21 protein-coding genes and 1 pseudogene are annotated in these 20,274 nt (G+C 36.3%); 12 read left to right on the top strand and 10 right to left on the bottom strand.

Annotation, left to right across the window (positions count from 1 at the left end; translation table 11 throughout):
- Positions 1-37 precede the first annotated feature (37 nt).
- Complete coding sequence (locus tag EZY12_03800) at positions 38-1,033, bottom strand: saccharopine dehydrogenase-like oxidoreductase (GenBank protein ID QSX68823.1); 996 nt, start codon at positions 1,031-1,033, stop codon at positions 38-40.
- 791 nt (positions 1,034-1,824) lie between these two features.
- Between EZY12_03800 and EZY12_03795 the strand changes: the two genes are divergently transcribed.
- On the top strand, positions 1,825-2,055 hold the full coding sequence (locus tag EZY12_03795; GenBank protein QSX68822.1) for an addiction module protein: 231 nt from the start codon (positions 1,825-1,827) through the stop codon (positions 2,053-2,055).
- Positions 2,052-2,348, top strand: a complete 297-nt coding sequence (locus EZY12_03790) for a type II toxin-antitoxin system RelE/ParE family toxin (protein ID QSX68821.1) — start codon at positions 2,052-2,054, stop codon at positions 2,346-2,348. The genes EZY12_03795 and EZY12_03790 overlap by 4 nt, the downstream gene beginning before the upstream one ends.
- 295 nt (positions 2,349-2,643) lie before the next feature.
- Here EZY12_03790 and EZY12_03785 read toward each other — a convergent pair whose 3' ends face one another.
- Positions 2,644-4,686, bottom strand: a complete 2,043-nt coding sequence (locus EZY12_03785; GenBank protein QSX70500.1) for a flavin-dependent dehydrogenase — start codon at positions 4,684-4,686, stop codon at positions 2,644-2,646.
- 162 nt (positions 4,687-4,848) lie between these two features.
- Here EZY12_03785 and EZY12_03780 point away from each other — a divergent pair, with 162 nt between their 5' ends.
- Positions 4,849-5,082, top strand: coding sequence for a hypothetical protein (locus tag EZY12_03780; protein ID QSX68820.1), 234 nt, complete (start codon positions 4,849-4,851; stop codon positions 5,080-5,082).
- Positions 5,083-5,852: 770 nt separating this feature from the next.
- On the opposite strand, the gene rsmI is transcribed toward EZY12_03780, so the two are convergent.
- Positions 5,853-6,734, bottom strand: a complete 882-nt coding sequence (gene rsmI, locus EZY12_03775; protein QSX68819.1) for a 16S rRNA (cytidine(1402)-2'-O)-methyltransferase — start codon at positions 6,732-6,734, stop codon at positions 5,853-5,855.
- Positions 6,735-6,794: 60 nt separating this feature from the next.
- The gene (locus EZY12_03770) at positions 6,795-7,247 is read right to left on the bottom strand and encodes a DUF29 domain-containing protein (protein ID QSX68818.1); all 453 of its coding nucleotides are present in this window, start codon (positions 7,245-7,247) and stop codon (positions 6,795-6,797) included.
- Positions 7,248-7,298: 51 nt separating this feature from the next.
- On the opposite strand from EZY12_03770, the gene EZY12_03765 reads away from it, so the two are divergent.
- The 7 genes and pseudogenes from EZY12_03765 (at position 7,299) to EZY12_03735 (ending at position 12,645) form a co-directional block, all read left to right on the top strand.
- Positions 7,299-8,165, top strand: a complete 867-nt coding sequence (locus EZY12_03765; GenBank protein ID QSX68817.1) for a sugar kinase — start codon at positions 7,299-7,301, stop codon at positions 8,163-8,165.
- Between the two features lie 20 nt (positions 8,166-8,185).
- Entirely contained in the window at positions 8,186-9,040 is an 855-nt protein-coding gene (locus EZY12_03760) for a 3'(2'),5'-bisphosphate nucleotidase CysQ (GenBank protein QSX68816.1), read from the top strand.
- A gap of 361 nt (positions 9,041-9,401) precedes the next feature.
- Entirely contained in the window at positions 9,402-9,599 is a 198-nt protein-coding gene (locus EZY12_03755) for a 30S ribosomal protein S21 (protein QSX68815.1), read from the top strand.
- Positions 9,600-10,127: 528 nt separating this feature from the next.
- A pseudogene (locus tag EZY12_03750) lies at positions 10,128-10,361 on the top strand (hypothetical protein).
- Between the two features lie 12 nt (positions 10,362-10,373).
- Complete coding sequence (locus EZY12_03745) at positions 10,374-10,631, top strand: type II toxin-antitoxin system ParD family antitoxin (GenBank protein ID QSX68814.1); 258 nt, start codon at positions 10,374-10,376, stop codon at positions 10,629-10,631.
- A 5-nt stretch (positions 10,632-10,636) separates the two neighbouring features.
- Positions 10,637-10,927 carry a type II toxin-antitoxin system RelE/ParE family toxin gene (locus EZY12_03740; protein ID QSX68813.1) on the top strand — a complete coding sequence of 97 codons (291 nt, stop codon included), beginning with the start codon at positions 10,637-10,639 and terminating at the stop codon, positions 10,925-10,927.
- Positions 10,928-10,986: 59 nt separating this feature from the next.
- Complete coding sequence (locus tag EZY12_03735; GenBank protein ID QSX68812.1) at positions 10,987-12,645, top strand: hypothetical protein; 1,659 nt, start codon at positions 10,987-10,989, stop codon at positions 12,643-12,645.
- A 431-nt stretch (positions 12,646-13,076) separates the two neighbouring features.
- On the opposite strand, the gene EZY12_03730 is transcribed toward EZY12_03735, so the two are convergent.
- The 5 genes from EZY12_03730 to EZY12_03710 form a co-directional block, all read right to left on the bottom strand.
- Positions 13,077-13,496: a type II toxin-antitoxin system VapC family toxin gene (locus EZY12_03730; GenBank protein QSX68811.1), complete on the bottom strand. Its 420-nt coding sequence runs from the start codon at positions 13,494-13,496 to the stop codon at positions 13,077-13,079.
- Entirely contained in the window at positions 13,490-13,813 is a 324-nt protein-coding gene (locus EZY12_03725) for a hypothetical protein (GenBank protein QSX70866.1), read from the bottom strand. The genes EZY12_03730 and EZY12_03725 overlap by 7 nt, the downstream gene beginning before the upstream one ends.
- A 621-nt stretch (positions 13,814-14,434) precedes the next feature.
- Positions 14,435-15,322, bottom strand: coding sequence for a hypothetical protein (locus EZY12_03720; protein ID QSX68810.1), 888 nt, complete (start codon positions 15,320-15,322; stop codon positions 14,435-14,437).
- A gap of 112 nt (positions 15,323-15,434) precedes the next feature.
- A complete protein-coding gene (locus tag EZY12_03715) occupies positions 15,435-15,944 on the bottom strand; it encodes a hypothetical protein (GenBank protein ID QSX68809.1) in 510 nt (169 codons plus the stop codon).
- A 139-nt stretch (positions 15,945-16,083) separates the two neighbouring features.
- Complete coding sequence (locus EZY12_03710) at positions 16,084-16,731, bottom strand: class I SAM-dependent methyltransferase (GenBank protein QSX68808.1); 648 nt, start codon at positions 16,729-16,731, stop codon at positions 16,084-16,086.
- A gap of 113 nt (positions 16,732-16,844) precedes the next feature.
- Between EZY12_03710 and EZY12_03705 the strand changes: the two genes are divergently transcribed.
- Complete coding sequence (locus EZY12_03705) at positions 16,845-18,494, top strand: glycosyltransferase family 39 protein (protein ID QSX68807.1); 1,650 nt, start codon at positions 16,845-16,847, stop codon at positions 18,492-18,494.
- Positions 18,495-18,537: 43 nt separating this feature from the next.
- Positions 18,538-19,335, top strand: a complete 798-nt coding sequence (locus EZY12_03700; GenBank protein ID QSX68806.1) for a hypothetical protein — start codon at positions 18,538-18,540, stop codon at positions 19,333-19,335.
- A gap of 20 nt (positions 19,336-19,355) precedes the next feature.
- On the opposite strand, the gene EZY12_03695 is transcribed toward EZY12_03700, so the two are convergent.
- Positions 19,356-20,192, bottom strand: a complete 837-nt coding sequence (locus tag EZY12_03695; GenBank protein ID QSX68805.1) for an ABC transporter ATP-binding protein — start codon at positions 20,190-20,192, stop codon at positions 19,356-19,358.
- Positions 20,193-20,274: the final 82 nt, after the last annotated feature.

The raw sequence follows: 20,274 nt of genomic DNA, 5'->3' as shown, positions 1-20,274 counted from the left end.
GAGTTGTTCCAATTACCAATTACCTATCACCAATTACCTATTTGACAAATTTAGGCATAATTTCCGCAGCCGTGAATAAGCCAGAAATGCCCCGTTGATGCAATTCTTGAGCGGCTTTAAGATAACCAAAGGCGGGACCACAGACATTAGCCGCCATGCTGGTTTCATCGCCTAATGTAAAGGTATGAGTGGAGATTTTCCCCTCAAAGGTGCGTCCAGTAATTTTCACATTGGTACTCAGGGGCTTTTTGGGATTACGGGTATCAACTACACCACCTACTGTGACTCTATCCCGTGAACATATTCCGGCAATTTCTAACATCACATCATCAGCGTGTTCCATGTTTTCTAAAGTTAACACGCCGTTGGTTTTATCTAGTAATGCTTCTACCTCTGCGTCAGTCATGGCTCTAGCAGCTTCCACACTATAACCTGGCATATGGCCAATATCTTCCCGAACGGTGGCGCGGTAAGCTTCCCAGTTAGCAATACCCACACCAAAGGTAATAACTACATTGTGAATTTCGGCGTAACTCTGCGCGGCTAATGCAGCGGCAGCGGTTAATAGTCCAGGGGTAGCACCACAGCCTGTCATATAAGTAATTCCCGCTGATTGCAGTTCGTCTTTCATTGCTAATAGTTGTTCAACTGCACTGGTGCGTTTTATAGCATCTACCAGGACACCTTTCCAACCAGCTTTGATGAATTCTTTAGCAACGGTAGGGATAAAGTCGTTAGGAAGGTTGGGTAAAGCTAGGAAATAACCATCTACAGCGTCACCTGTGGCTTGAATTAAGTCTTGAATGCTGTTATTGCTTAATGTGCCAACTGATTCTAAATAACCGACTGTACCTTGTGTTTGGTAGGTGGTAATACAAGCTTGGGTGTTTAAGCCTTCAGTGGAGTATGCGTAGCCTTTTTGGTCTGCGGCTGCAACCAGGATCATTTCTCGTTTGCTGGAGAGGAGTTTTGCTGCTGCTTGTCCGAGTCCACCAAAACCTAAGACTCCGACGCGGATAGGTTGTGTGTTCATAGTGATTTTTCTGTGTTGGTTAATGGTTATAAAGGTTAATTATGCTTTATTTTTCTAGGTTCTCAAGTAGAAAAAAGCTATAATTATATAATTGTGTTACTTGATACATCAAGGTTGCTCTGTTTTCTCCATCAAGATGAAGCTCAACACAAAACAGCAGTTAGGTTAATTTCTAAGAGGATGTTTGTAAAGTATCAAGTTGTATCAAGATCCCCCCTAACCCCCCTTGAATAAGGCTACGGTGTACACACAAGTCTTCTAGAGTTGCCCCACAACGTTTAGATCCCCCCAACCCCCCTTAAAAAGGGGGGCTAAATTCTTCAAAGTCCCCCTTTTTAAGCTATCCATTACCCACATCTTTCTTAACAATCTTGAAACATTTATGTGGCAACGGTTTCAACGCTTGAAAATTTCCCTACTCTTGACAAAATGTACCTTATTCTTCTTGATAAAACCCTTATTTTATTGAGAATCATCAACGGAGGATTAAGGTTTGGGGTTTGAGAGCGATCGCTCTTATCGAATGTTAAGAAAGATCCCGGTAATGGATAGCTTTTTAAGGGGGATTTAGGGGGATCGGATCACGTTTAGCATCCTGTCTAGAGATGTGTGTACACCGTAGCTTGAATAAGGGGGGAACTAGAGTCAAAGTCCCCCTTTTTAAGGGGGATTTAGGGGGATCTCAGGATTTTGGATACATAACCAAGGACTTTTAAAACATCCTCTAAGTTGCTATAGTTAAAATAAGCCTTAATGTATGATTAGTTTACTATAGGGAGATGGGATAATTTATGACTATTGAACAATTAGAAGCTCAAGTCCTGGCTTTACCAAATGATTCTCTGGCATTATTAGTAGCTCGTCTGATTGAACATTTAGGACAAGTTGGAGAAATTGATCAACAAGTTGCAGAGGAATGGATACAAGAAGCAGAATTACGGGATGAGGATATGAGTAATGGTAAAGTTGCTGGTATTTCATCTCAAGAAGTATTTAATAAATTGCGTGCATCTTTACAATGAAGATTGTTATATTTAATCCACTAGCCGAACAAGAATTAACTGAGGCTGCAACTTATTATGAGGAGCAAAAAACAGGTCTTGGTTTGGAATATTTAGAAGCGGTAGAACAGGCTGTAAATTGTTTGATATATTACCCAGAAATTGGGGCAAAAATTCGCGGTTCTATTCGGCGGTTAATTTTACCAAAGTTTCCATATTCTCTTTTGTATCGTGTTTTGGAAGGGGAAGAAATTCGCATTTTAGCAGTAGGGCATCATCAGCGTAAACCATTTTATTGGAGTCGGAGGAAGTAGTTTTTAAGATAGATACAGCACTTCCCGATGTTATGAGGTACATGAACCCCACCCCCAACCCCCTCCCCGCTTGCGGGGAGGGGGCTAAGATGTACCTCATAAGAGCGCAAACCGCTGTAAAATCAAATTGGGGAAATTTAGCAAGTGCCGAGTTACCAACTTTAGTTACTGTTTGGAATGAACAAGCAGAAAGGCTGCGTTCCTATGGAGAATATCTTCAGTAATTGAATGTGAAATTAAGGATTTTAGAAGTTTTATAACTCCAAAATCCCCAATTATTTAATAATAGATGAAACTAACGCAATGCTGGCGGTAATCGTGGTCTACCTGTAGTAATTGCATAGTTAATTACTAACAATTGCAACCATAATCCAGGAAAGCGATTTTCTAACCAAGATTGATTCCATTTCAAGAACTGTGGAAACCATGCCCCCAAAATCACACTAACTAAAGCATGACGAGCAAAGCTAACATAATTACCAACCCAACGCAATAAATCTCGCCAACCAGCTAATTGCCAAATCCACAATAATAAAGCCGGATTTTTAATAGCTGCTTTCAAAGCTAGACGGTTAAAAGTAAACCAATCACAACGATCCTTAATGAAATTATCGGTAACTTCCGGGGTTTCATCTGTTAATAACCCAAAGAAAGTATTCAGCATTGAATTTACTAGTTGTGGGGCAATAAATTTACCAGTGGGAACCATCATTCCCTTAGAAAATAACCACATTACAGCCACATTACTTTGGTAAGCACGAATTTTATTTAAGTGCTGTTGACTCAATAAATCATGTTTCAGAGCAGTATTTAACAAAGTGGTTAATCTGTCTAAATTGCGGACTAAAGACCCAAAACCAGTAAAAACTAGAGGAGATTGTAGAGAAGCAGCATCACCAATGGAAATTAATCTATCAACCGCAATTGTGCGATCGCTACTATCCGCGCTAAAATGTCCTGGTATATAGCCAAAAGTGGGTTTTTTCCACACTAATTTATCTAGATCACAACGCCGATACTCCGGTAAAATCGTGAAAAAGTCCTCATACATCTCCAATAAAGAACCAGGATTTTTCTCATTTACCTCATGATAGTGAAATAGATAAATAGTTAATTCTTCCCCCGCACCAGGAAACAACTCCCAAATCAACTGTCTGCCTCTGGAAATATCCCCATGACTGTAGAGAACATCCCCATATTCAGAATCCCAAACCCCAGGCTCAAATCCCTTTTCAATCACTGCTCCCACCGTTGGACAAACACTATCAAAAGCCCTACCACCATTTAATTGCCAAGCAATCGGTGAAGCCGTTCCCATTGCATCTATTAATAAGCGTCCACTAACTTCCTGTTCATTACCCGTAGGTAAATGTTTAACATTAATCCTCACTTGTGTATCACTAATATTCACTTGAGAAAATTCCGTTTCATCCCAAATATCACCACCAGCAGCTTTAAGTTTTTGCCCACATAATGCCAATAACTTTTCCGAATCTAAAGCTATATTCAGGACAGTGGGAGTATGAAGAACAGACGATTTTAACTTAGACGGATTATTACCATCAAAAAACTTATTGAAACCGTCCTTATACTCCCTGGCAATAATTTCTGCTAATTCAGCATTTGTCAACAAACCCAAATTGATTAAACTTTGGATTTCATCACGAGAAATATTCCATTCTCGGTTCATTTTACCAAAAGGCAATCTTTCCACCAACAGCACCTTATAGCCCAATTTAGCCATGACTGCGGCATGAATTGACCCCAAAGCACCACCAATATAGATGAGGTCATACTGAGGACTAGCAGTAGGGGAGAGGAAAGGAGATGTTTCCTGACTATTCCCTTGATAAAATACCACTTGACGCGGCTTTTGCGGATTTCTCACCCCTTCTCGCCACCTTTGCTCCCACCAGTAAGCCCGCTTCAGGTCATATTCCCCATTAGGCATTTTCTGAAAATACTTGACAGTTAGAGGGTAATATGGTTCTAGCTCTGCGAAAATTGATTTTTGGGCATCAATCACAGGTAGTTCTGGGTAGCAATTGGGAAAGCGACTTCTAATTTCCTGCTTCAGATATTGGAGAATGCGTCCCTCCTGCGGAAAAGATTGATCTCCCCAACGGAATACTTTTAGGTAAGTTGTCCGCTGCACCGACCACACAAATACAGAAAGTTCTCCACCACCAGAACTCGTATTTTTAACCGCGCTTCTCAACCGAAAACCATCTGGGGTGATTAATTTTTGCCCATTTTCAACAACAAAATCTGTTTGTAGCCATTTGCGGACGGACACTGTATCGGATGTAGGAATTTCTAAATAAAGAAGTTCTTGCATATTGTTCTGATATCTCATAATGAATCTACTCACTCAGACAGATTAAAAAAAAGCAGAAATTGGGTTAAACTCTGCGCTAATTAGCTTCATAAAGATTCCATAAAGAATTTTAATGATTTATCAAGTTTATTGTTCATGTTGTAAATTTCATAAACCCATGCCATGAATTATCCTATCCCAGACAGTCCCCAAGAAATATCTGCACTAAGAAAACAGCCAGTTGATGAAGAATTAGTGGCTGCGGTAATTGCTGGTGTAGTTAAAGTTGTGCGCGCTCAGGGTCAGTCTCTAGATCAATTAACTACCCAGGTGTTAGCGGATGACCCAATGTTAGATAGACAACAAAGACGCTGGTTAAGTCAGTTGGTTGCTCAAGCATGGGAAAATTTTCCTTAATTCTCTGACAATGTACAAGCATGGAGGCGACAGAAGACTTCTACCCAACCCTGTCCACCGCCCAAACCTCCTAAACCTAAGAGAAACCACCACCGATGACTTTTTGAATAATATACTGTCCGTTTTGTAGTTGGGTGTTACGTGTCCAGACTTGCATGGTAATTTTAAGGACGATTTTTATACAGTATATATCATTAAACTTGGATTCCGCATTGTAAAATACCGTACAAATGTTAATAATGATCCTCAAGTTTATTTCCCATATTTGGGTGTAAATAGGGTTTGCATAAAAGAAAGCAAAAGGGTTGATAGATAAAGGTTTGCAGGGTTTTATAACCAAACAAGTGCAAGATTATTGACAATAGATGTTTAAAACCCTTGCATTTTCATCAAAAATAATCGCGTAAATTTGAGGACTAATTGTCCAACCTTCTCTTCCTTCTTCCTTCTTTCTTCTTCTTCCTTCTTTCTTCTTCTTCCTTCTTTCTTCTTCTTCCTTCTTTCTTCTTCTTCCTTCTTTCTTCTTCTTCCTTCTTTCTTCTTCTTCCTTCTTTCTTCTTCTTCCTTCTTTCTTCTTCTTCCTTCTTTCTTCTTCTTCCTTCTTCTTCCTGACTCCTGACTCCTAGTCCTTACGAGAAGACTTTTTCAGCAAACCCTAAATAGTGATGGTGTTGATCACATTCGTTTATTGGGAAATAATCCTTTGGGTTTTGCAGATCTACCAAATGGCGGTGATTTCGATGATAACGACATCATCGTAAAACTGAACTTTACTCAGATTGTGTAATCATTCCAGATTCAGGATTAATTTCAATTGCCAAAGCTAGTTGATACAGATAGCGACGAGATAAAGAAGTATCTTTTGCTAACTGACGACTAGCTTGGGAACGGGAAATCCCCTGCTGCATTATTTGTAATAACTCAGTTTTTAGTTCCGTTTCTGTGAGTTGGATTTGGCTGGGTGGATTTCCTGCTACTAAAAGCGTATATTCTCCCTGTGGTTCTCTTTGGGTATAATCAGCGATCGCATCCCCCACTGTTCCTCTCCAAAATTCCTCATACAATTTAGTTAGTTCTCGGGCTATAACTAATTGGCGATCGCTTCCTAAAACTTCCCCCAAATCTGCTAAAGTATCTCGTAATCTGTGGGGTGATTCATAAAAAACTAAAGTTCGAGATTCCCCTTGTAAAGATTCTAAATATTGCTTGCGTTGTTGGCTTTTCACTGGTAAAAAACCATCGAAAATAAACCTATCTGTGGGTAATCCAGCCGCACTCAAAGCCGTAATTACAGCACTTGCACCGGGAATAGGCACAACAGTTATACCGTCATCAATACAAGCCTTAATTAACTCATATCCTGGGTCAGAAATTCCTGGCATTCCCGCATCACTTACCAACGCGATCGCTTTACCATATTGTAAATGCTCTAATAACTCAGGAACGCGACTATGACTATTATGTTCATGGTAACTAATTTGGGGAGTCTTCACTTGAAAATGTTGAAGTAATCTGCCTGTATGACGTGTATCTTCGGCTGCAATCATATCCACTGCTTGCAAAATTCGCACTGCCCTAAAAGTCATATCTTCTAGGTTGCCAATGGGTGTAGCGACAATATAAAGTGTGCCTGGTTTTGGTTCAGTTTGCATATTAATTTGAACACGGATTAAAGAATTTAACGAACAGAGAAAACATGAATTTACTTAACATTATTTATTGAAATTTCCAGCTTCTTCAGTCGGCAAAAACTCAGGAGTAAAAATTTCTGTTAAACTATAAGGACATATTTGAGGAAAATAAGATAATCCGGTTTCTCGTTCAGCACTAATAGTTGCAAGTTGATAAATTTTTTCTAAAGAATCAGCTAAAAACGATTTAAGACTGGGATTTTCTGCAAGAAGTTTTTCTAAACGTAGCCGTTGCTCCTTGATAGTTAATTGCCAACTGCGGGAACGTAAGTTAGGCTGAAATTGCCATTTAAGTAAGTGCATAAGTAATACCTCTAATCTGCTTTCTAATTCCCGTTTTTCAGAGCGTCCCATGTCTTCAATTTCTTCAGCAATATGATCAAAATCAATTTGGTTAAATTTTCCCGTTCTCAACAGTTGCGCTTGTTCCTGTGTCCAAGCATAAAAATCATGATCATATCTATTTAGATTCATAAAATTTTCGATAATTTACTGAATAATTTTACTCAAGTTCACTACAGACCAATGATCAATTCTGCCTTATTTGTCGGTTTAATTACCTTAGATCTAATTTATCTAGCTGACTCTCCCCCCCAAAATAATCAAAAACTCGTTGCCACTAACTATACTGTAGCAGCAGGAGGACCAGCTACAAACGCCGCTGTCACCTTCAGCCATTTAGGCAACCAAGCTACAATCTTAGGTGTATTAGGTTCTCACCCCATGACACAGCTAATTTGTAGCGATTTAGAGAATTACCAAGTTGCTATTATTGACTTAGACTCTCATCGGGATACACCACCTCCTGTTTCTTCAATTATTGTTACTCAAACTACAGGTGAAAGAGCAGTAATTTCTCTTAATGCCATCAAAACTCAGGCAAATATTACCTCTATCCCCGCAAATATTTTAGAAAATATTGATATTGTCTTAATTGATGGACATCAAATGGCAGTGAGTAAAATTATTGTCCAAACTGCTAAAACCCAGAATATTCCCGTTGTCATTGATGGTGGAAGTTGGAAACCAGGATTTGAGGAGATCTTACCCTTTGTAAATTATGCTATTTGTTCTGCTAATTTTTATCCCCCCAACTGCCAAAATCAGCAAGATGTTTTTGCCTATTTGCAAAATTTTCACATTCCTCACATTGCCATTACTCACGGAGAAAACCCCATACAATACTTAACTTGCGGTCAGTTTGGTGTGGTAAATGTGCCAAAAATACAGCCAGTTGATACACTAGGAGCAGGAGATATTTTTCACGGTGCTTTTTGTCACTATATCCTTGAGACAAATTTTAGAGAAGCATTAGCATTAGCGGGGAATACTGCTGCGGAAGCTTGTCAACATTTTGGTACACGTCATTGGCAGCAATTCAAATCCACCTAAATTTCTCATCAGATGAATTTATGAAAGACTTATCAGAAATATTAACAATTGCGCGGGAAGTAGGTTGGGGTGCAGCCAGTTTACTCAGTTCTTATTATCACGGTACTGCCGCTGCACCAAATTTAGATATCAAGTACAAAGACAATGAACCCGTCACCGTTGCTGATTTAGCTGTTAGTGAATATATCTTGTCACAGCTACAAGCAGCTTTAGGCAATGAAGACTTTGGATATATCAGCGAAGAAACCCATAAATCAGAACAGGGAAAAAATCCCGCTGAGTGGGTATGGATTATTGATCCCTTAGATGGGACAAGAGACTTTATCAGCAAAACTGGGGAATATGCAATTCATATTGCCTTAGTGCAAGGAACACAGACAATGTTAGCCGTGGTGGCAGTTCCAGAGGCACAAAAGTTGTATTATGCCACTAGAGGCAGTGGGACTTTTATCGAAACTGCAACTGGTTCTGTACCTGTGCGAGTTGACTCAAACAAAAAGATCCAAGATCTAATTTTGGTTGTTAGTCGCTCACACCGCAATGATCGGTTAGAATATTTATTGCAGCACTTGCCCTGTCAAAATCAAAAAGCAATTGGTAGCGTCGGTTGCAAAATTGCCGCGATAGTTGAACAGCAAGCAGATGTTTACATTTCCCTTTCTGGTAAATCCGCACCTAAAGACTGGGATATGGCCGCTCCCGAACTAATTCTGACGGAAGCAGGTGGCAAATTTACCCATTTTGACTGCACGCCCTTAACATATAACACCGGCGACATTCATCAATGGGGGGAATTACTGGCGAGCAATGATCAAAATCATGAGTTACTGTGTCAAGAAGCACAAAGCATTCTCACACGGTTTGTCTCCCACTAAAACAGCATTGATTCAGAGAAGGTTCCCTAGCGATGCTGGAAATCCTTTTGGGAAATTTTTGCCCATTATGGGTCAATGTCTTCGTGTAGTGCTATAGTTGGGGATATCAAAGATTATTTTCGGTTGAATAAGTCGTTTTAAGATTTTTTAAATACGTCTCTCCGAATCTAACTCTCTACACTCTCTGGTTTGGGAGATTGCGATCGCAGCGGTAGCGGTAATCGTCGCTATTAAGTCTGTTTAAAAAAATTAAAATGTAGAGTATCTAGCAGATATAGTCTCAGACTAATTACTGCTGGAATATTTTATTTTCACTCTAGGTTCTCAATCAAATATTAATTCAAAATAGGGAGGAATAGGAATGACACAAGTGGTATTAGGCGAAAATGAAGGTATTGAGTCAGCATTACGAAGATTTAAGCGGGAAGTTTCTAAAGCGGGAATTTTCCAAGATATGCGGAAAAAGCGTCACTTTGAGACACCTTTAGAAAAAGAAAAACGTAAAGCGATCGCTAGACACAAGCAACGCCGTCAACAACGTTCTCGCTTCAAGAGATAGATTTTTAATCATAGTGATTAAAACTGGAAATCCTGATAGGATTTCCTGTCAACTTAATACTTATGGGTAACACGAAGTAAGGCTGTTTTTGAGGTGTTATCGGTGGCATTTCGGTTATCAAAAATAAATAATAAGTTATAATAAAAACAAATTACTATAAAAATGTGTCAGTAACCCAGCCCTAAACGGACTGGACTTGCAAGAGTAATCAAGCAAGCCGTACTGACCAGACCACCCTGAGCGTAGTCGAAGGGTAGCCGTTATTTGAGTCACGACACCCCGGAATGCGAAGCTAGTTCCCTGCTCTGTCATTTGCAATTAAACAGTTTTAAGGTCACTGAAACAGTGTTGCAAGTCTAAAGAGCTTCCTATAACGCAGTCGTTGCTAACATTACCTCAGAAATGGGAGTTGGTTTCCAGGTTCCAATCAAAAATCTGGTTTCAATTTTAATATCCACAGCGGTTAAAACCGCTCGTGTCGCTTCCCTCTCAGCCCTAAAGGGACTGGTTTCCCGCTTACCGCGTGATCTTATGATTGAAGATTTATTAACTATTGCTCAAAGTCAAGTTCCAGAAAGTCAGCAAGAATTACATTTTCAACTGTTAGAAAAAAATCAAAATAATCAATTAAGTGAATCTGATAGATTATTGTTGAAATCTCTGCGAGTGAGTGCTGATTATTTAATGTTGAAAAAAGCTTATGCCTATGCACTTTTAAAGTGGAAAGGTTTTTCTCTTCCAGATTTTGAGCAATTAGTATAAAAAGGTAAAGTTATGAATATCCAAATTAAACCGGAATTAGAACAAATTATTCAAGCGCAAATTGCAACAGGTAGATATACAAATCCTGAAGATGTAATTAGTAAGGCGTTAAAATTGCTTTTGGAGTGGGATAAGGGTTATCAGAATTGGGTGGACGAAACACGGGAAAAGGTGGATGTTGCCATTGAACAATTAAATAGAGGTGAAGGTATTAATGGGGAAGTTGTGATTTCACAATTGCGGGATAAGTTGCGTCAAGCGAGAGAGTGATAAGCATGAAAATACATATTATTTCTCCAGAAGCTAGTCGTGATTTATCAGAAATTATTGATTATTTTGTTACTAGAAATATTGATGCTGGAGAGCGTTTTGTTGATGAGTTTGAAACCAAGTGTAAGTATTTAGCTAATTTCCCTAATATGGGGCGTAGCTATGAAAATATTAGGGTTGATTTGCGGGGTGTTCCTTTGGATGGTTACGTTATTCTTTATCGAATTATTAATAGTGGAATTGAAATTGTGCGTGTAGTTAGTGGTTATCGAGATTTGGAATCTTTGTTTCAATGAATAATTAAGAAGCCCTGGCGAATTATATTTGTTGAGTAGTATTGACTTTGAAGAATTTGATGACAGATAGTGTGAATACCCACAGCTTAGGTAGTAGTATGGAATTCAAATTTGTAGACCCAAAAATTGAAAAAACAATTAATCTAACGTGGAATACTTTAATTAAACAAAAAAATTATTGTATTGCTTCAACGCTTGAAGAACAAGCAAAATCTTTTAAGTCTCCCCATTTAAAAGTTGACTCCCAAATATGGATGTTCAATGATGAAGTAGTTAAAGAACTACACAAATTTATTGATTATTTTTACTTTAAAACTATTTATTCTAGTAAAAAAATAGAAGATATAGCAACTTACAATACTATTTACAAAGCCATAAAAATAGAACTTGAGTTGGAAATAAGTAACCTTAGTAAAAGTATCAAAAAGAGAAATTTTAAGGATGTAACTACAGCAATTTTTTCTCGCATATCCGACCAAATCAAAGAAATTAACTTCTTTTTTATTTTAAACGGATTAGAGTTAGAAGAAGTAAATCAAATATCTTTTGGAAATATCAAGATAGTCAAGTTTGATCATGAGCTAACAGATGAATTTTATCAAAAAAGTAGTATCATTGATCCTTCATATGCTGAACATCAGAGAAAAAATATTGAAGATAATTTTTTGAATAAAGTAGTGATGATATATTCAGCTTTTGGAGATTCAGATAAAGCTGAGGAAATCGCAAGGTCTAAGTCTAAAGAATTAATAAATTATTTTAGGTATGTAATATGTGTTATGACACATGAAAATATTTACAGAAATATGATAAAAATAAATATTTCTTCTGAAGCTTATACTCAAACTGAATATTGGCTATACCAAGAAGTTACCAATAATATAACAGGTTATGCAAGAGGTAGAGGAAGAAGAAGTTTACAGGAACTTACTATTAATAAAAAGCTGCTTAATGATCTAGAAGAAAAAGTTTTTTTAAATGAATTTAAAAGTCTTTTAAATAAGGAACAAGTTAGCGAATTAGAAGGAAGTATTATAACTGCCATATACTGGGCTGGAGAAGCACAAAATGAATTCGACCACGATATTGCATTTTTAAAATATTGGACTGCTCTTGAGGCTATCTTCTCCTACACAAAAATAGATACTACTCGTACCTTGTGTAAAGGAATTTCAATTACACGAGCATTTTTTAGTAGTTATGATGTTATTGAAGTTACTGAACATATAATTATTACTATGTCTAAAAGAATTTCTGAGCTTTATCAGAAACGTTCAGACATAATTCATAGTGGATTCAGGCAAGGTATTACTGCACCAGAATTATCAGAAATTTGTAAATATACTTCAGATATAATTCTGAGTTTGTTTAATTTCAGAAATCAAGGTTATACAGAATTAAAGCAAATTGGTAAAGAAATTGAAAGACTATATAAAATTTTAAATCGAGAGAAAACACAAAAAATAACAAAAATCGCTGATAAAATCCAGAAAATCTTAGAAGAGATAAGCACGTTGAACTCAATTAATACAACTACTGAAATAATGATAATAGCAGCTAAAAGTATTGAATATATAGAAAATAATTCCAACTTAAAGCAGGAAATTATGAATGTGATCAGACAATGTGGTACTACTGATTTGGCAAAATTTCTTAATCATTCATCTGCATCTTTTTTAATAATTGCTTTAGAAAATTGGCGGAAAGAAAAGAGATAAGCAAAACAACTATATTTCAAAAAATCAAGTTCATAGGGTGCGTTAGGAGCGCGAAAATATTATGAAATATACATTAAATTATGAATGGGACGTAACGCACATTAATTCATGAGATTAAATTTAATCAAATTTGGTGCGTTACGCAATGCTTACACACCCTATTGTCTGAATCAGGATTTCCAGGATTTAAGGATGTACAGGATGAAGAAAAAACTCATCTTAAAAACCTGAAATATCCCCAGATAAATATTCATATAAAATCCTGTAAATCCTCTAATCCTGGACATCCTGATTCAGACAATTAAGGATTTTCAGGATGTAGAAAAAAACAAACCTTTAAAATCTGAAATATTCCCAGATAAATATTTATACAAAATCCTGTAAATCCTTTAATCCTGAGCATCCTGATTCTGACAAAGAATCTTTGTAATCTAAATAAACCAATTCTCAACCTGAATATCTTGAAAATCAATGAAATCTGAAATATTATTTGTCACCAAAGTTAAATTATTTATCTTCGATATCGCTGCAATTTGTCCATCTGGATATCCAGGAGTTTTTCCTAATGCTACCAGTCGTGATCTTTCTTTGGCAAACCATTCAGCAGCTAAATCATCATAGTATAAAATCGGAATCTTTGGTTGAATTGTATCTTTTAAATACTGCTCAATTTTACTTCTTTTTTTAGAAACTGGTAAACGATAACAACCAAATAATAGCTCATGCCATGTTACAGATGCCATAGCAATTTCAAATTCATGTTCTTTTAATTTGTTAATAACTCCTGGGTTGGGTTGTAATCGTACAGGCTCAGATATAATGTTAGTATCTAATAAAAAGCGAATCACCAAATTACCTCACGTCCTGGAACATAATCACGGATATTTCCCCAAACTTCATCAGGGTTAATTTCTATTTCTTCGTCTATTAATTCCTGCCGAAATTGTGCTATAGATTCCGAAAGACTTGGTTTTTTATCCATTGGTTTTGCGAGTTTTTCCAAAAACTTGCTTTTGTCATCTTCTAGAGTACCTATAATCATCAGAAATTGTTTTTTAGTTTGCAAACCTTCCAGATATTCTCTAAGATGTTCTGCAATTGTATCTTGTAAATCTTTAGGTAAAGATTCCATCATTTTAATTACAGTAGTAATTGCTGGAGATGACATAATCTAATTTCCTTTTACACTTTACCAGTCTATTTTACTAAAAATAAACTTAACTGCATCCTTCAACATATTCCACTTCTGGTAGTTTACCTGCTCTGTACCTAATTACACGCTGACCATCAGTTTCAAAAACAATGCGATAGTTTTGGTCGTTGCGTAAATCCCTACTGTCAGAATCAGGATATCCACCGATTTAAGGATGTTCAGGATGTAGAAAAAAACTCATCTTAAAAATCTGAAATATTCTCAAATCAATATTTATATAAAATCCTGTAAATCCTCCAATCCTGGGTATCCTGATTCAGACAATTAAGCATTTTCAGGATGAAGAAAGAAAAAAACTCATCTTTAACTACATCCCTCTACATATTCCACTTCTGGTAGTTTACCTGCTCTGTACCTAAAATCCCTACTGTCAGAATCAGGATATCCACCGATTTAAGGATGTTCAGGATGTAGAAAAAAACTCATCTTAAAAACCTGAAATATTCCCAGATAAATATTTATGAAAAATCCTGTTAATCCTCTAATCGGTGGACATCCTGATTCAGACAATGATTTTAATATTAGTGAGGGGTGGGGTTAATTCACCTCTCACTTGTTTTCAAACTAAATTAATTGCTAAATTTCAGCTATTGCTCGTTCAATTAAACGTCGTGCTAAAGTTTGCGTTCCTGTGTGTTCATAGTAATTTGTAGACACATCTAGGAATGCGGCTACATAGTCCAACTTATCATCAGCAAAGTCGAGAAAACCTTTGCAATGTCCTAAGACTGATTGGGCTGTTAAAGCATTGGCTGTAACAATACCATTCATCCAACCCTTAACTCCATCTAGACTATTACCAATAAAGTCTATTTTACCGCCAACACCATCACCAGGAATTGTATCTTGGATGGTTCGGAAAGCTGCATTTTGTTGTAACTCTTGGGGATTCAGTTGACTGACCATTGATAATGATTTATCAATGAAATTTGGTCCAAGGGGAATTAAACCATCAACACAAATTAACGCCACCATGCGGATTAGTGACTCTCCACCATACTCACCTAACGCGGCAACAAAATCACCAATACTATCTCCAGGAATGCCATTTATTTGACAAAAAGCAATTAATTCAGCAACTATTTTTAAACTCAGATCGATAGTTTGAGCTTTGTCTGGTTTGGGAGTAAGAGAGTTTAAAAAACCGAAGAGGGGAATTGCTTCACCGACTTTATTAGCTAAAGCTGCTGCACCCAAAGCCTTATCTGTACCATCAACAGTTTGATAAAGCCAGAGAGCGGTCTGATATCCTTGGGATTTGTCGTTAAATAGATAAATGGCTCTTTCACCAATTTGTTGAATTAAGTCTTCGTCAGTTTCACCAGTAACGGTTTTAATGGTATTCACAAAACCAACTGTATTTTGCCATTCACCAGGAGCAATAAAATCTAAAGCATTTAATAGAGAAATTGTTAAGCCACTGGTAGGAAGTTCATCAACTAACTCGAAAATTGCTTTACTCACAAAAGTCTCCTTATTTATGTTTTGTATTAACGCCAATTGTTTGTTAGGGAAAAGATCAGAATTCTTCCCATTACTAACCTACATGAAATAATTAGAAACAGGCATTAGCTAACTATTTTAAGTTTGCTAAACCATCAAGATTAAACTTCTCTATCCATGCTGCGCGATCGCTTGACGTAAATGATGGACTTTTAGAAATAACCTTAACTTGATACTTGTTCACTAAAACAGAAGTTTGGGTGTTACCAACTTTTACTGAAGGATAACCGCCTATTTTCTCGGTGCTGTTAGCAAATTTAGCGGCTGCTCCCGGTATGCTACTAGTATCAGAAATAGCCAGTTGAGCAACTACTTGGCCAGCCTTTTTCAAGTTTGCTTCAGAAAAGCCTTTTTTCTCTTGAGTATAGACACGATCATAGCCATCTCCACCACTGGGGAAAAAGCTATTTAACTTACTACCCTGAGTCGCATTTTTAGTAACAGCTTGTCCGCTTTTTTGCTTGGTACTTGCCTGTTGTACTTGATCGAAACGACTAGGTGCTTTTGTTGAGCAAGCTGTCGTCAGTAATACAATTGATAGTAATACAGCAGCTAAAACTCTCCGCCCATTATTTTTCACCATTTTTGGCTTCTCCTTGATACTTGAGCTTGTGAGGCAATTATCAACTATTTTGTCACCGACAAATTAGAAAATTTACTTCTAAATAATTATTGGAGGTATTGATAATCACAAAGTATTTGGCTATTTTTGTAGTACAATACTACAGAAGACGTTGAGCTATCACCGCATACAAAGGATCTCCTCCTGCTACTCCCAACCACTGTAAGAAACTTGGTGTTGTTGACGTTGAGCAAATCACTTCTGGGGTTGTAAATCCTGGGACTGAGGTAAAGTATCCCTTGACCAATTCTACTCTAAAAGTTTCTGAACCGTCTCGCCAGGCTTGAATAGCCTTTTGAAAAAACATCCGGTTAGAAAAACTAATAATTGCTATCCCACCAGGTTTAAGAATGCGGTGTATTTCTGAAAATACAGCCTCTGGATATTGGATATATTGTACAGAAACACAGTTAATAACAGCATCAAAGTCTTGATCTGGGAAAGGTAACTGGGGATTTGTGTTGATATTTTGGACAAAGTAATGATTTAACTGCGGATTTCGGGCTAGTTCCTCGGCATTGAGTCCATGTCCTTCTACATGAGCAAAATCTATATCTTTGGGTAGATGCGATACCCAGCTACTCATTAGATCAATAATACGTATATTTGCTTGCAATCGCTGACTATATAAATCAGTTAATTGTTGAATAAAACCCTCATCTACATGAGTGACAAAGCGAGGGTAACTATAGAATAACTGATCATCCGAGTCATCTAACTTAATGCGTTGATTTGGTTGCAGTAGCATAAATATCTTTTTTACCCGATTGGATAATTTTGACTAGTATTCTAATTGATAAGTTATTATCCTAACTTAAATTCTTTTTTTTTGAGTAAATGCTAGATTTAGAGTATTCATAAATGTTTTTAAAATCACCTCTAATTATCGCTATTTTACAATTAATTCGGCTATTTTGGCAATTACCATATTGCAAATTGTTAGTTTGGCTACTCCCTTTATTACTATTTACTTCTGGGGAAACCAGTCTCATGGCTCATGATGAAACACTTTATGCTTTGAGAGCCAGACAAATGTTTGAAACTGGGGACTGGGTATCTCCTTGGGGTAATCCTCATCATAAAACACCTGGTTTTTATTGGTTGATTGCTATTTTTTATCAGCTATTTGGCGTGAGTGATACAACTGCGCGAATCCCAACAATGATTGCTGGGATTTTGAGTATATTTGTTATTTATCAAGTTGGGAAAATTCTCTTATCTCGAGAATTAGCATTTCTGGGAATGATGATTTTAAGCGTAGAATTCCTGTGGGTACAATATTCTCGGATATCTACACCAGATTTACCAACTATATTATTAGTATTTATAGGAATTTTATCACTATTAAAATCTGACATAGATATTCAAAACCGACATTTTTATGGTTTTATTACCGGGTTAAGTTTTGGCTTAGGCTTTTTGATGAGAAGCTTAATGATTCTTTTGCCAATGTTGGCATTATTACCTTATTTAATTATAGATCATCGCCGTCATCGTCATTTAACTAACCCCATGTTGTATTTAGGGTTTTTAGTGGGTTTAATTCCTACCTTAATTTGGCTTTATTTTAGTTGGTTGCGTTATGGTAGCGATAGTATTAGGGCTTTATTAGGATTTGTCATAGAATTAGGTAGTCATGAACAACATAATAATGGCATTTTATTTTATGTGTGGAATCTAGCTTTAAAATCTTTTCCTTGGCTATTTTTTAGTTTATTAGGTTTAGTCTTAGTAATTCGGCGTTCACTTTCTAAATATCCATTAATATTAATCGGATTTCCCATGATCTTATTTATTGAAATTAGTATATTTTCAACTCGTTTCTCTCATTATAGTCTTGGCATTTATCCATTTATTGCTTTTCTAGCTGCGGTGGCTTTAGATTGGTTAGGAAAAATCTATCAAAAAAGATTTGCTGATCAATTTTCATCTAATCAGATGGTTTATTTACCGAGAAATATTAGCTATGCTTGGGGAATATTAGGAATAATTTTAGTCGGAGTAGGAACAGGTATTTTAGTTTGGGGTGAGGTGGATATTCACAAATATGCAATTTTGTTGATATATTCTGGTTTTAGTAGCTTGATTGTGCCATTAATCTGGATAGGTAATTTTCATTATCACTGCAAGTTTCTGACTTCTCATTATTGGCTAGGTGGGTTATTAATTAGCTGTTGGCTATCTATAGCTACAGCGGGTAATTTAGGTTTGTTAGGTGATTTTAACCCAAAATTTAGAATATTTTACGAACAAGAATCAATTAATAAAATTTTGCATCAAAATCCTATTAACTTTGTCAAAGGAAAAGGATTTAATGATAAAGAATCGCTATTAATTTATTTTTATACACCCCATTATGGAAAAACTGTAGATGCAATTTCTCAGTTACCTATTTTGAGTTATGCTTGGATTTATCAACAAAGTTCAGTCGGTTCAGCAACACATTATCGGGTTATTGGTAGTTTTAAAGATTATCAATTAATTCAGATTTTTGAAAATAGCCGTGATTAGGGTTATATTAAAATAGTAGATTCTCAACTATTCTAATTTGATCATGAAAAAATTAACTCCCACAATCACTATGCTTCTTAGCTGTGTGTCTTTGATAAGTTACGGTAGCGCATCAGCAGGTACATTTAAAGAAGATTCGAGTAATAGTATCATCCAAAGTCAAAGGAAAATTTCTCCAGTAGTAGCAATTGAAGATAAAAATACTCAAAAAGGAGCAAGTGAACAACCAAAACTAGGAACAGTTATAAAATTAGTTAATGGTGATTTAATGTGTTACGTCACATTAAAAGATAACAAAGGAATTGAATATAATGTCGGTGCGACTTTTGAAATTTGCTCTTCTTCCAAAAAGTTTGTAAATAAAGAGGTTAGTGCTGTTTATGAAATACAATCAGTTAGTGATTGTCAAAGTGCAGAACCTTGTGGTAAAACTCGCAAAGAGTCCATTATTACAAAAATGGAAGTTGTGAGTGAAAATTCAAAAGAGAAATTACCAAGTGCTAATTCCAAAAGTAGTAATTCCCAAACATTAAGTAATGATAAATGGACGATTACTTTGAGTAATATTAACTCTTGGAATGGGGTTAATGGTACAGGAAATGTGAGTTATCAAGGCTGTGATAAGAAGAATAAATGTCTTAAATTAACAGGTGGTAAAATCTCCTGTCGAGATGGTAAATGTGTTACAGGTTGGAAAAATGGAGATTATCTTTACATTTTAGAACAACCTATCACTGAAAAGGGTAATTCTGCTTCTACTTTAATCGTGAAAAAAATCGAGAAAAACAAGATTATTGAAATTTTGAGGTCTGGAGGATTAAAGATTGTACCTAATAAATAAACCTGAATTCTGCTGTTATTTTACTCCTCTGGTGTAAAATTTTGGTCAAGGAAATTAAGAGCATGATTGCGAAGTTCAAAATATTCTGTGGAGTTCCGCATGGCTGTTCTATCTCTAGGATGTTCAAAAGGAACTTTTAAAATTTCTCCTATCTTTGCAGATGGTCCATTAGTCATGAGAATAATTCGATCTGACATATAAATTGCTTCGTCTACATCATGGGTAATCATCATAACTGCTTGACGATGACGTTCCCAAATATCTAATACTTGACGTTGTAATTTACCACGAGTTAAAGCATCTAAAGCCCCAAAAGGTTCATCCATTAATAACATTTTGGGACGAATTGCTAAAGCCCTAGCAATACCAACTCTTTGTTTCATTCCTCCAGAAATTTCATCGGGATATTTATCTGCTGCGGCTGTTAAGTTTACCATGACTAAATGTTCATTAACAATGCTAATTTTTTCGGCTCTATTAGCATTTTTAAAGACTTCATCTACCGCTAAACGGATATTTTCCCGCACAGTTAACCAAGGTAATAATGAATAATTTTGAAATACCATCATTCTATCTGCTCCTGGTTTACGGATCTCTTTTCCGTCTAAACGAACTGAACCAGATGTAGCTTTTTCAAAACCACCAATTATTTTTAATAATGTGGATTTACCACAGCCAGAATGACCAATTACAGAAATATACTCATCTTCACTAATGGTCAGATTAACATTATCTAAAACTGTGAATTTTCCCTTATCCTGTGTTGGATAAGATTTAACTAAATTTTCAACTTCCAAAAATCCGTTCCGGGGTATGGTTGCGGTAGAAGTATGATCTGATGAAGTTGTATATTCCATGATTAATTACCTTTAATAATTCAATAGATTTCAGTGCAGAAAAATTGTAATTGTAGTAATTGTAGGTTGGGTTAAGCGATAG

It is taken from the genome of Dolichospermum sp. DET69 (assembly GCA_017355425.1).
Taxonomy (GTDB): domain Bacteria; phylum Cyanobacteriota; class Cyanobacteriia; order Cyanobacteriales; family Nostocaceae; genus Dolichospermum.
This window is presented reverse-complemented; position numbering and strand designations above follow the sequence as displayed.

What these genes read in the sequence shown, in the direction of transcription:
- EZY12_03800 (QSX68823.1), bottom strand. Translation starts at nt 1,033, where the DNA reads ATGAACACACAACCTATCCGCGTCGGAGTCTTAGGTTTTGGTGGACTC.
- EZY12_03795 (QSX68822.1), top strand. Translation starts at nt 1,825, where the DNA reads ATGACTATTGAACAATTAGAAGCTCAAGTCCTGGCTTTACCAAATGAT.
- EZY12_03790 (QSX68821.1), top strand. Translation starts at nt 2,052, where the DNA reads ATGAAGATTGTTATATTTAATCCACTAGCCGAACAAGAATTAACTGAG.
- EZY12_03785 (QSX70500.1), bottom strand. Translation starts at nt 4,686, where the DNA reads ATGCAAGAACTTCTTTATTTAGAAATTCCTACATCCGATACAGTGTCC.
- EZY12_03780 (QSX68820.1), top strand. Translation starts at nt 4,849, where the DNA reads ATGAATTATCCTATCCCAGACAGTCCCCAAGAAATATCTGCACTAAGA.
- rsmI (QSX68819.1), bottom strand. Translation starts at nt 6,734, where the DNA reads ATGCAAACTGAACCAAAACCAGGCACACTTTATATTGTCGCTACACCC.
- EZY12_03770 (QSX68818.1), bottom strand. Translation starts at nt 7,247, where the DNA reads ATGAATCTAAATAGATATGATCATGATTTTTATGCTTGGACACAGGAA.
- EZY12_03765 (QSX68817.1), top strand. Translation starts at nt 7,299, where the DNA reads ATGATCAATTCTGCCTTATTTGTCGGTTTAATTACCTTAGATCTAATT.
- EZY12_03760 (QSX68816.1), top strand. Translation starts at nt 8,186, where the DNA reads ATGAAAGACTTATCAGAAATATTAACAATTGCGCGGGAAGTAGGTTGG.
- EZY12_03755 (QSX68815.1), top strand. Translation starts at nt 9,402, where the DNA reads ATGACACAAGTGGTATTAGGCGAAAATGAAGGTATTGAGTCAGCATTA.
- EZY12_03745 (QSX68814.1), top strand. Translation starts at nt 10,374, where the DNA reads ATGAATATCCAAATTAAACCGGAATTAGAACAAATTATTCAAGCGCAA.
- EZY12_03740 (QSX68813.1), top strand. Translation starts at nt 10,637, where the DNA reads ATGAAAATACATATTATTTCTCCAGAAGCTAGTCGTGATTTATCAGAA.
- EZY12_03735 (QSX68812.1), top strand. Translation starts at nt 10,987, where the DNA reads ATGACAGATAGTGTGAATACCCACAGCTTAGGTAGTAGTATGGAATTC.
- EZY12_03725 (QSX70866.1), bottom strand. Translation starts at nt 13,813, where the DNA reads ATGTCATCTCCAGCAATTACTACTGTAATTAAAATGATGGAATCTTTA.
- EZY12_03715 (QSX68809.1), bottom strand. Translation starts at nt 15,944, where the DNA reads ATGGTGAAAAATAATGGGCGGAGAGTTTTAGCTGCTGTATTACTATCA.
- EZY12_03710 (QSX68808.1), bottom strand. Translation starts at nt 16,731, where the DNA reads ATGCTACTGCAACCAAATCAACGCATTAAGTTAGATGACTCGGATGAT.
- EZY12_03705 (QSX68807.1), top strand. Translation starts at nt 16,845, where the DNA reads ATGTTTTTAAAATCACCTCTAATTATCGCTATTTTACAATTAATTCGG.
- EZY12_03700 (QSX68806.1), top strand. Translation starts at nt 18,538, where the DNA reads ATGAAAAAATTAACTCCCACAATCACTATGCTTCTTAGCTGTGTGTCT.
- EZY12_03695 (QSX68805.1), bottom strand. Translation starts at nt 20,192, where the DNA reads ATGGAATATACAACTTCATCAGATCATACTTCTACCGCAACCATACCC.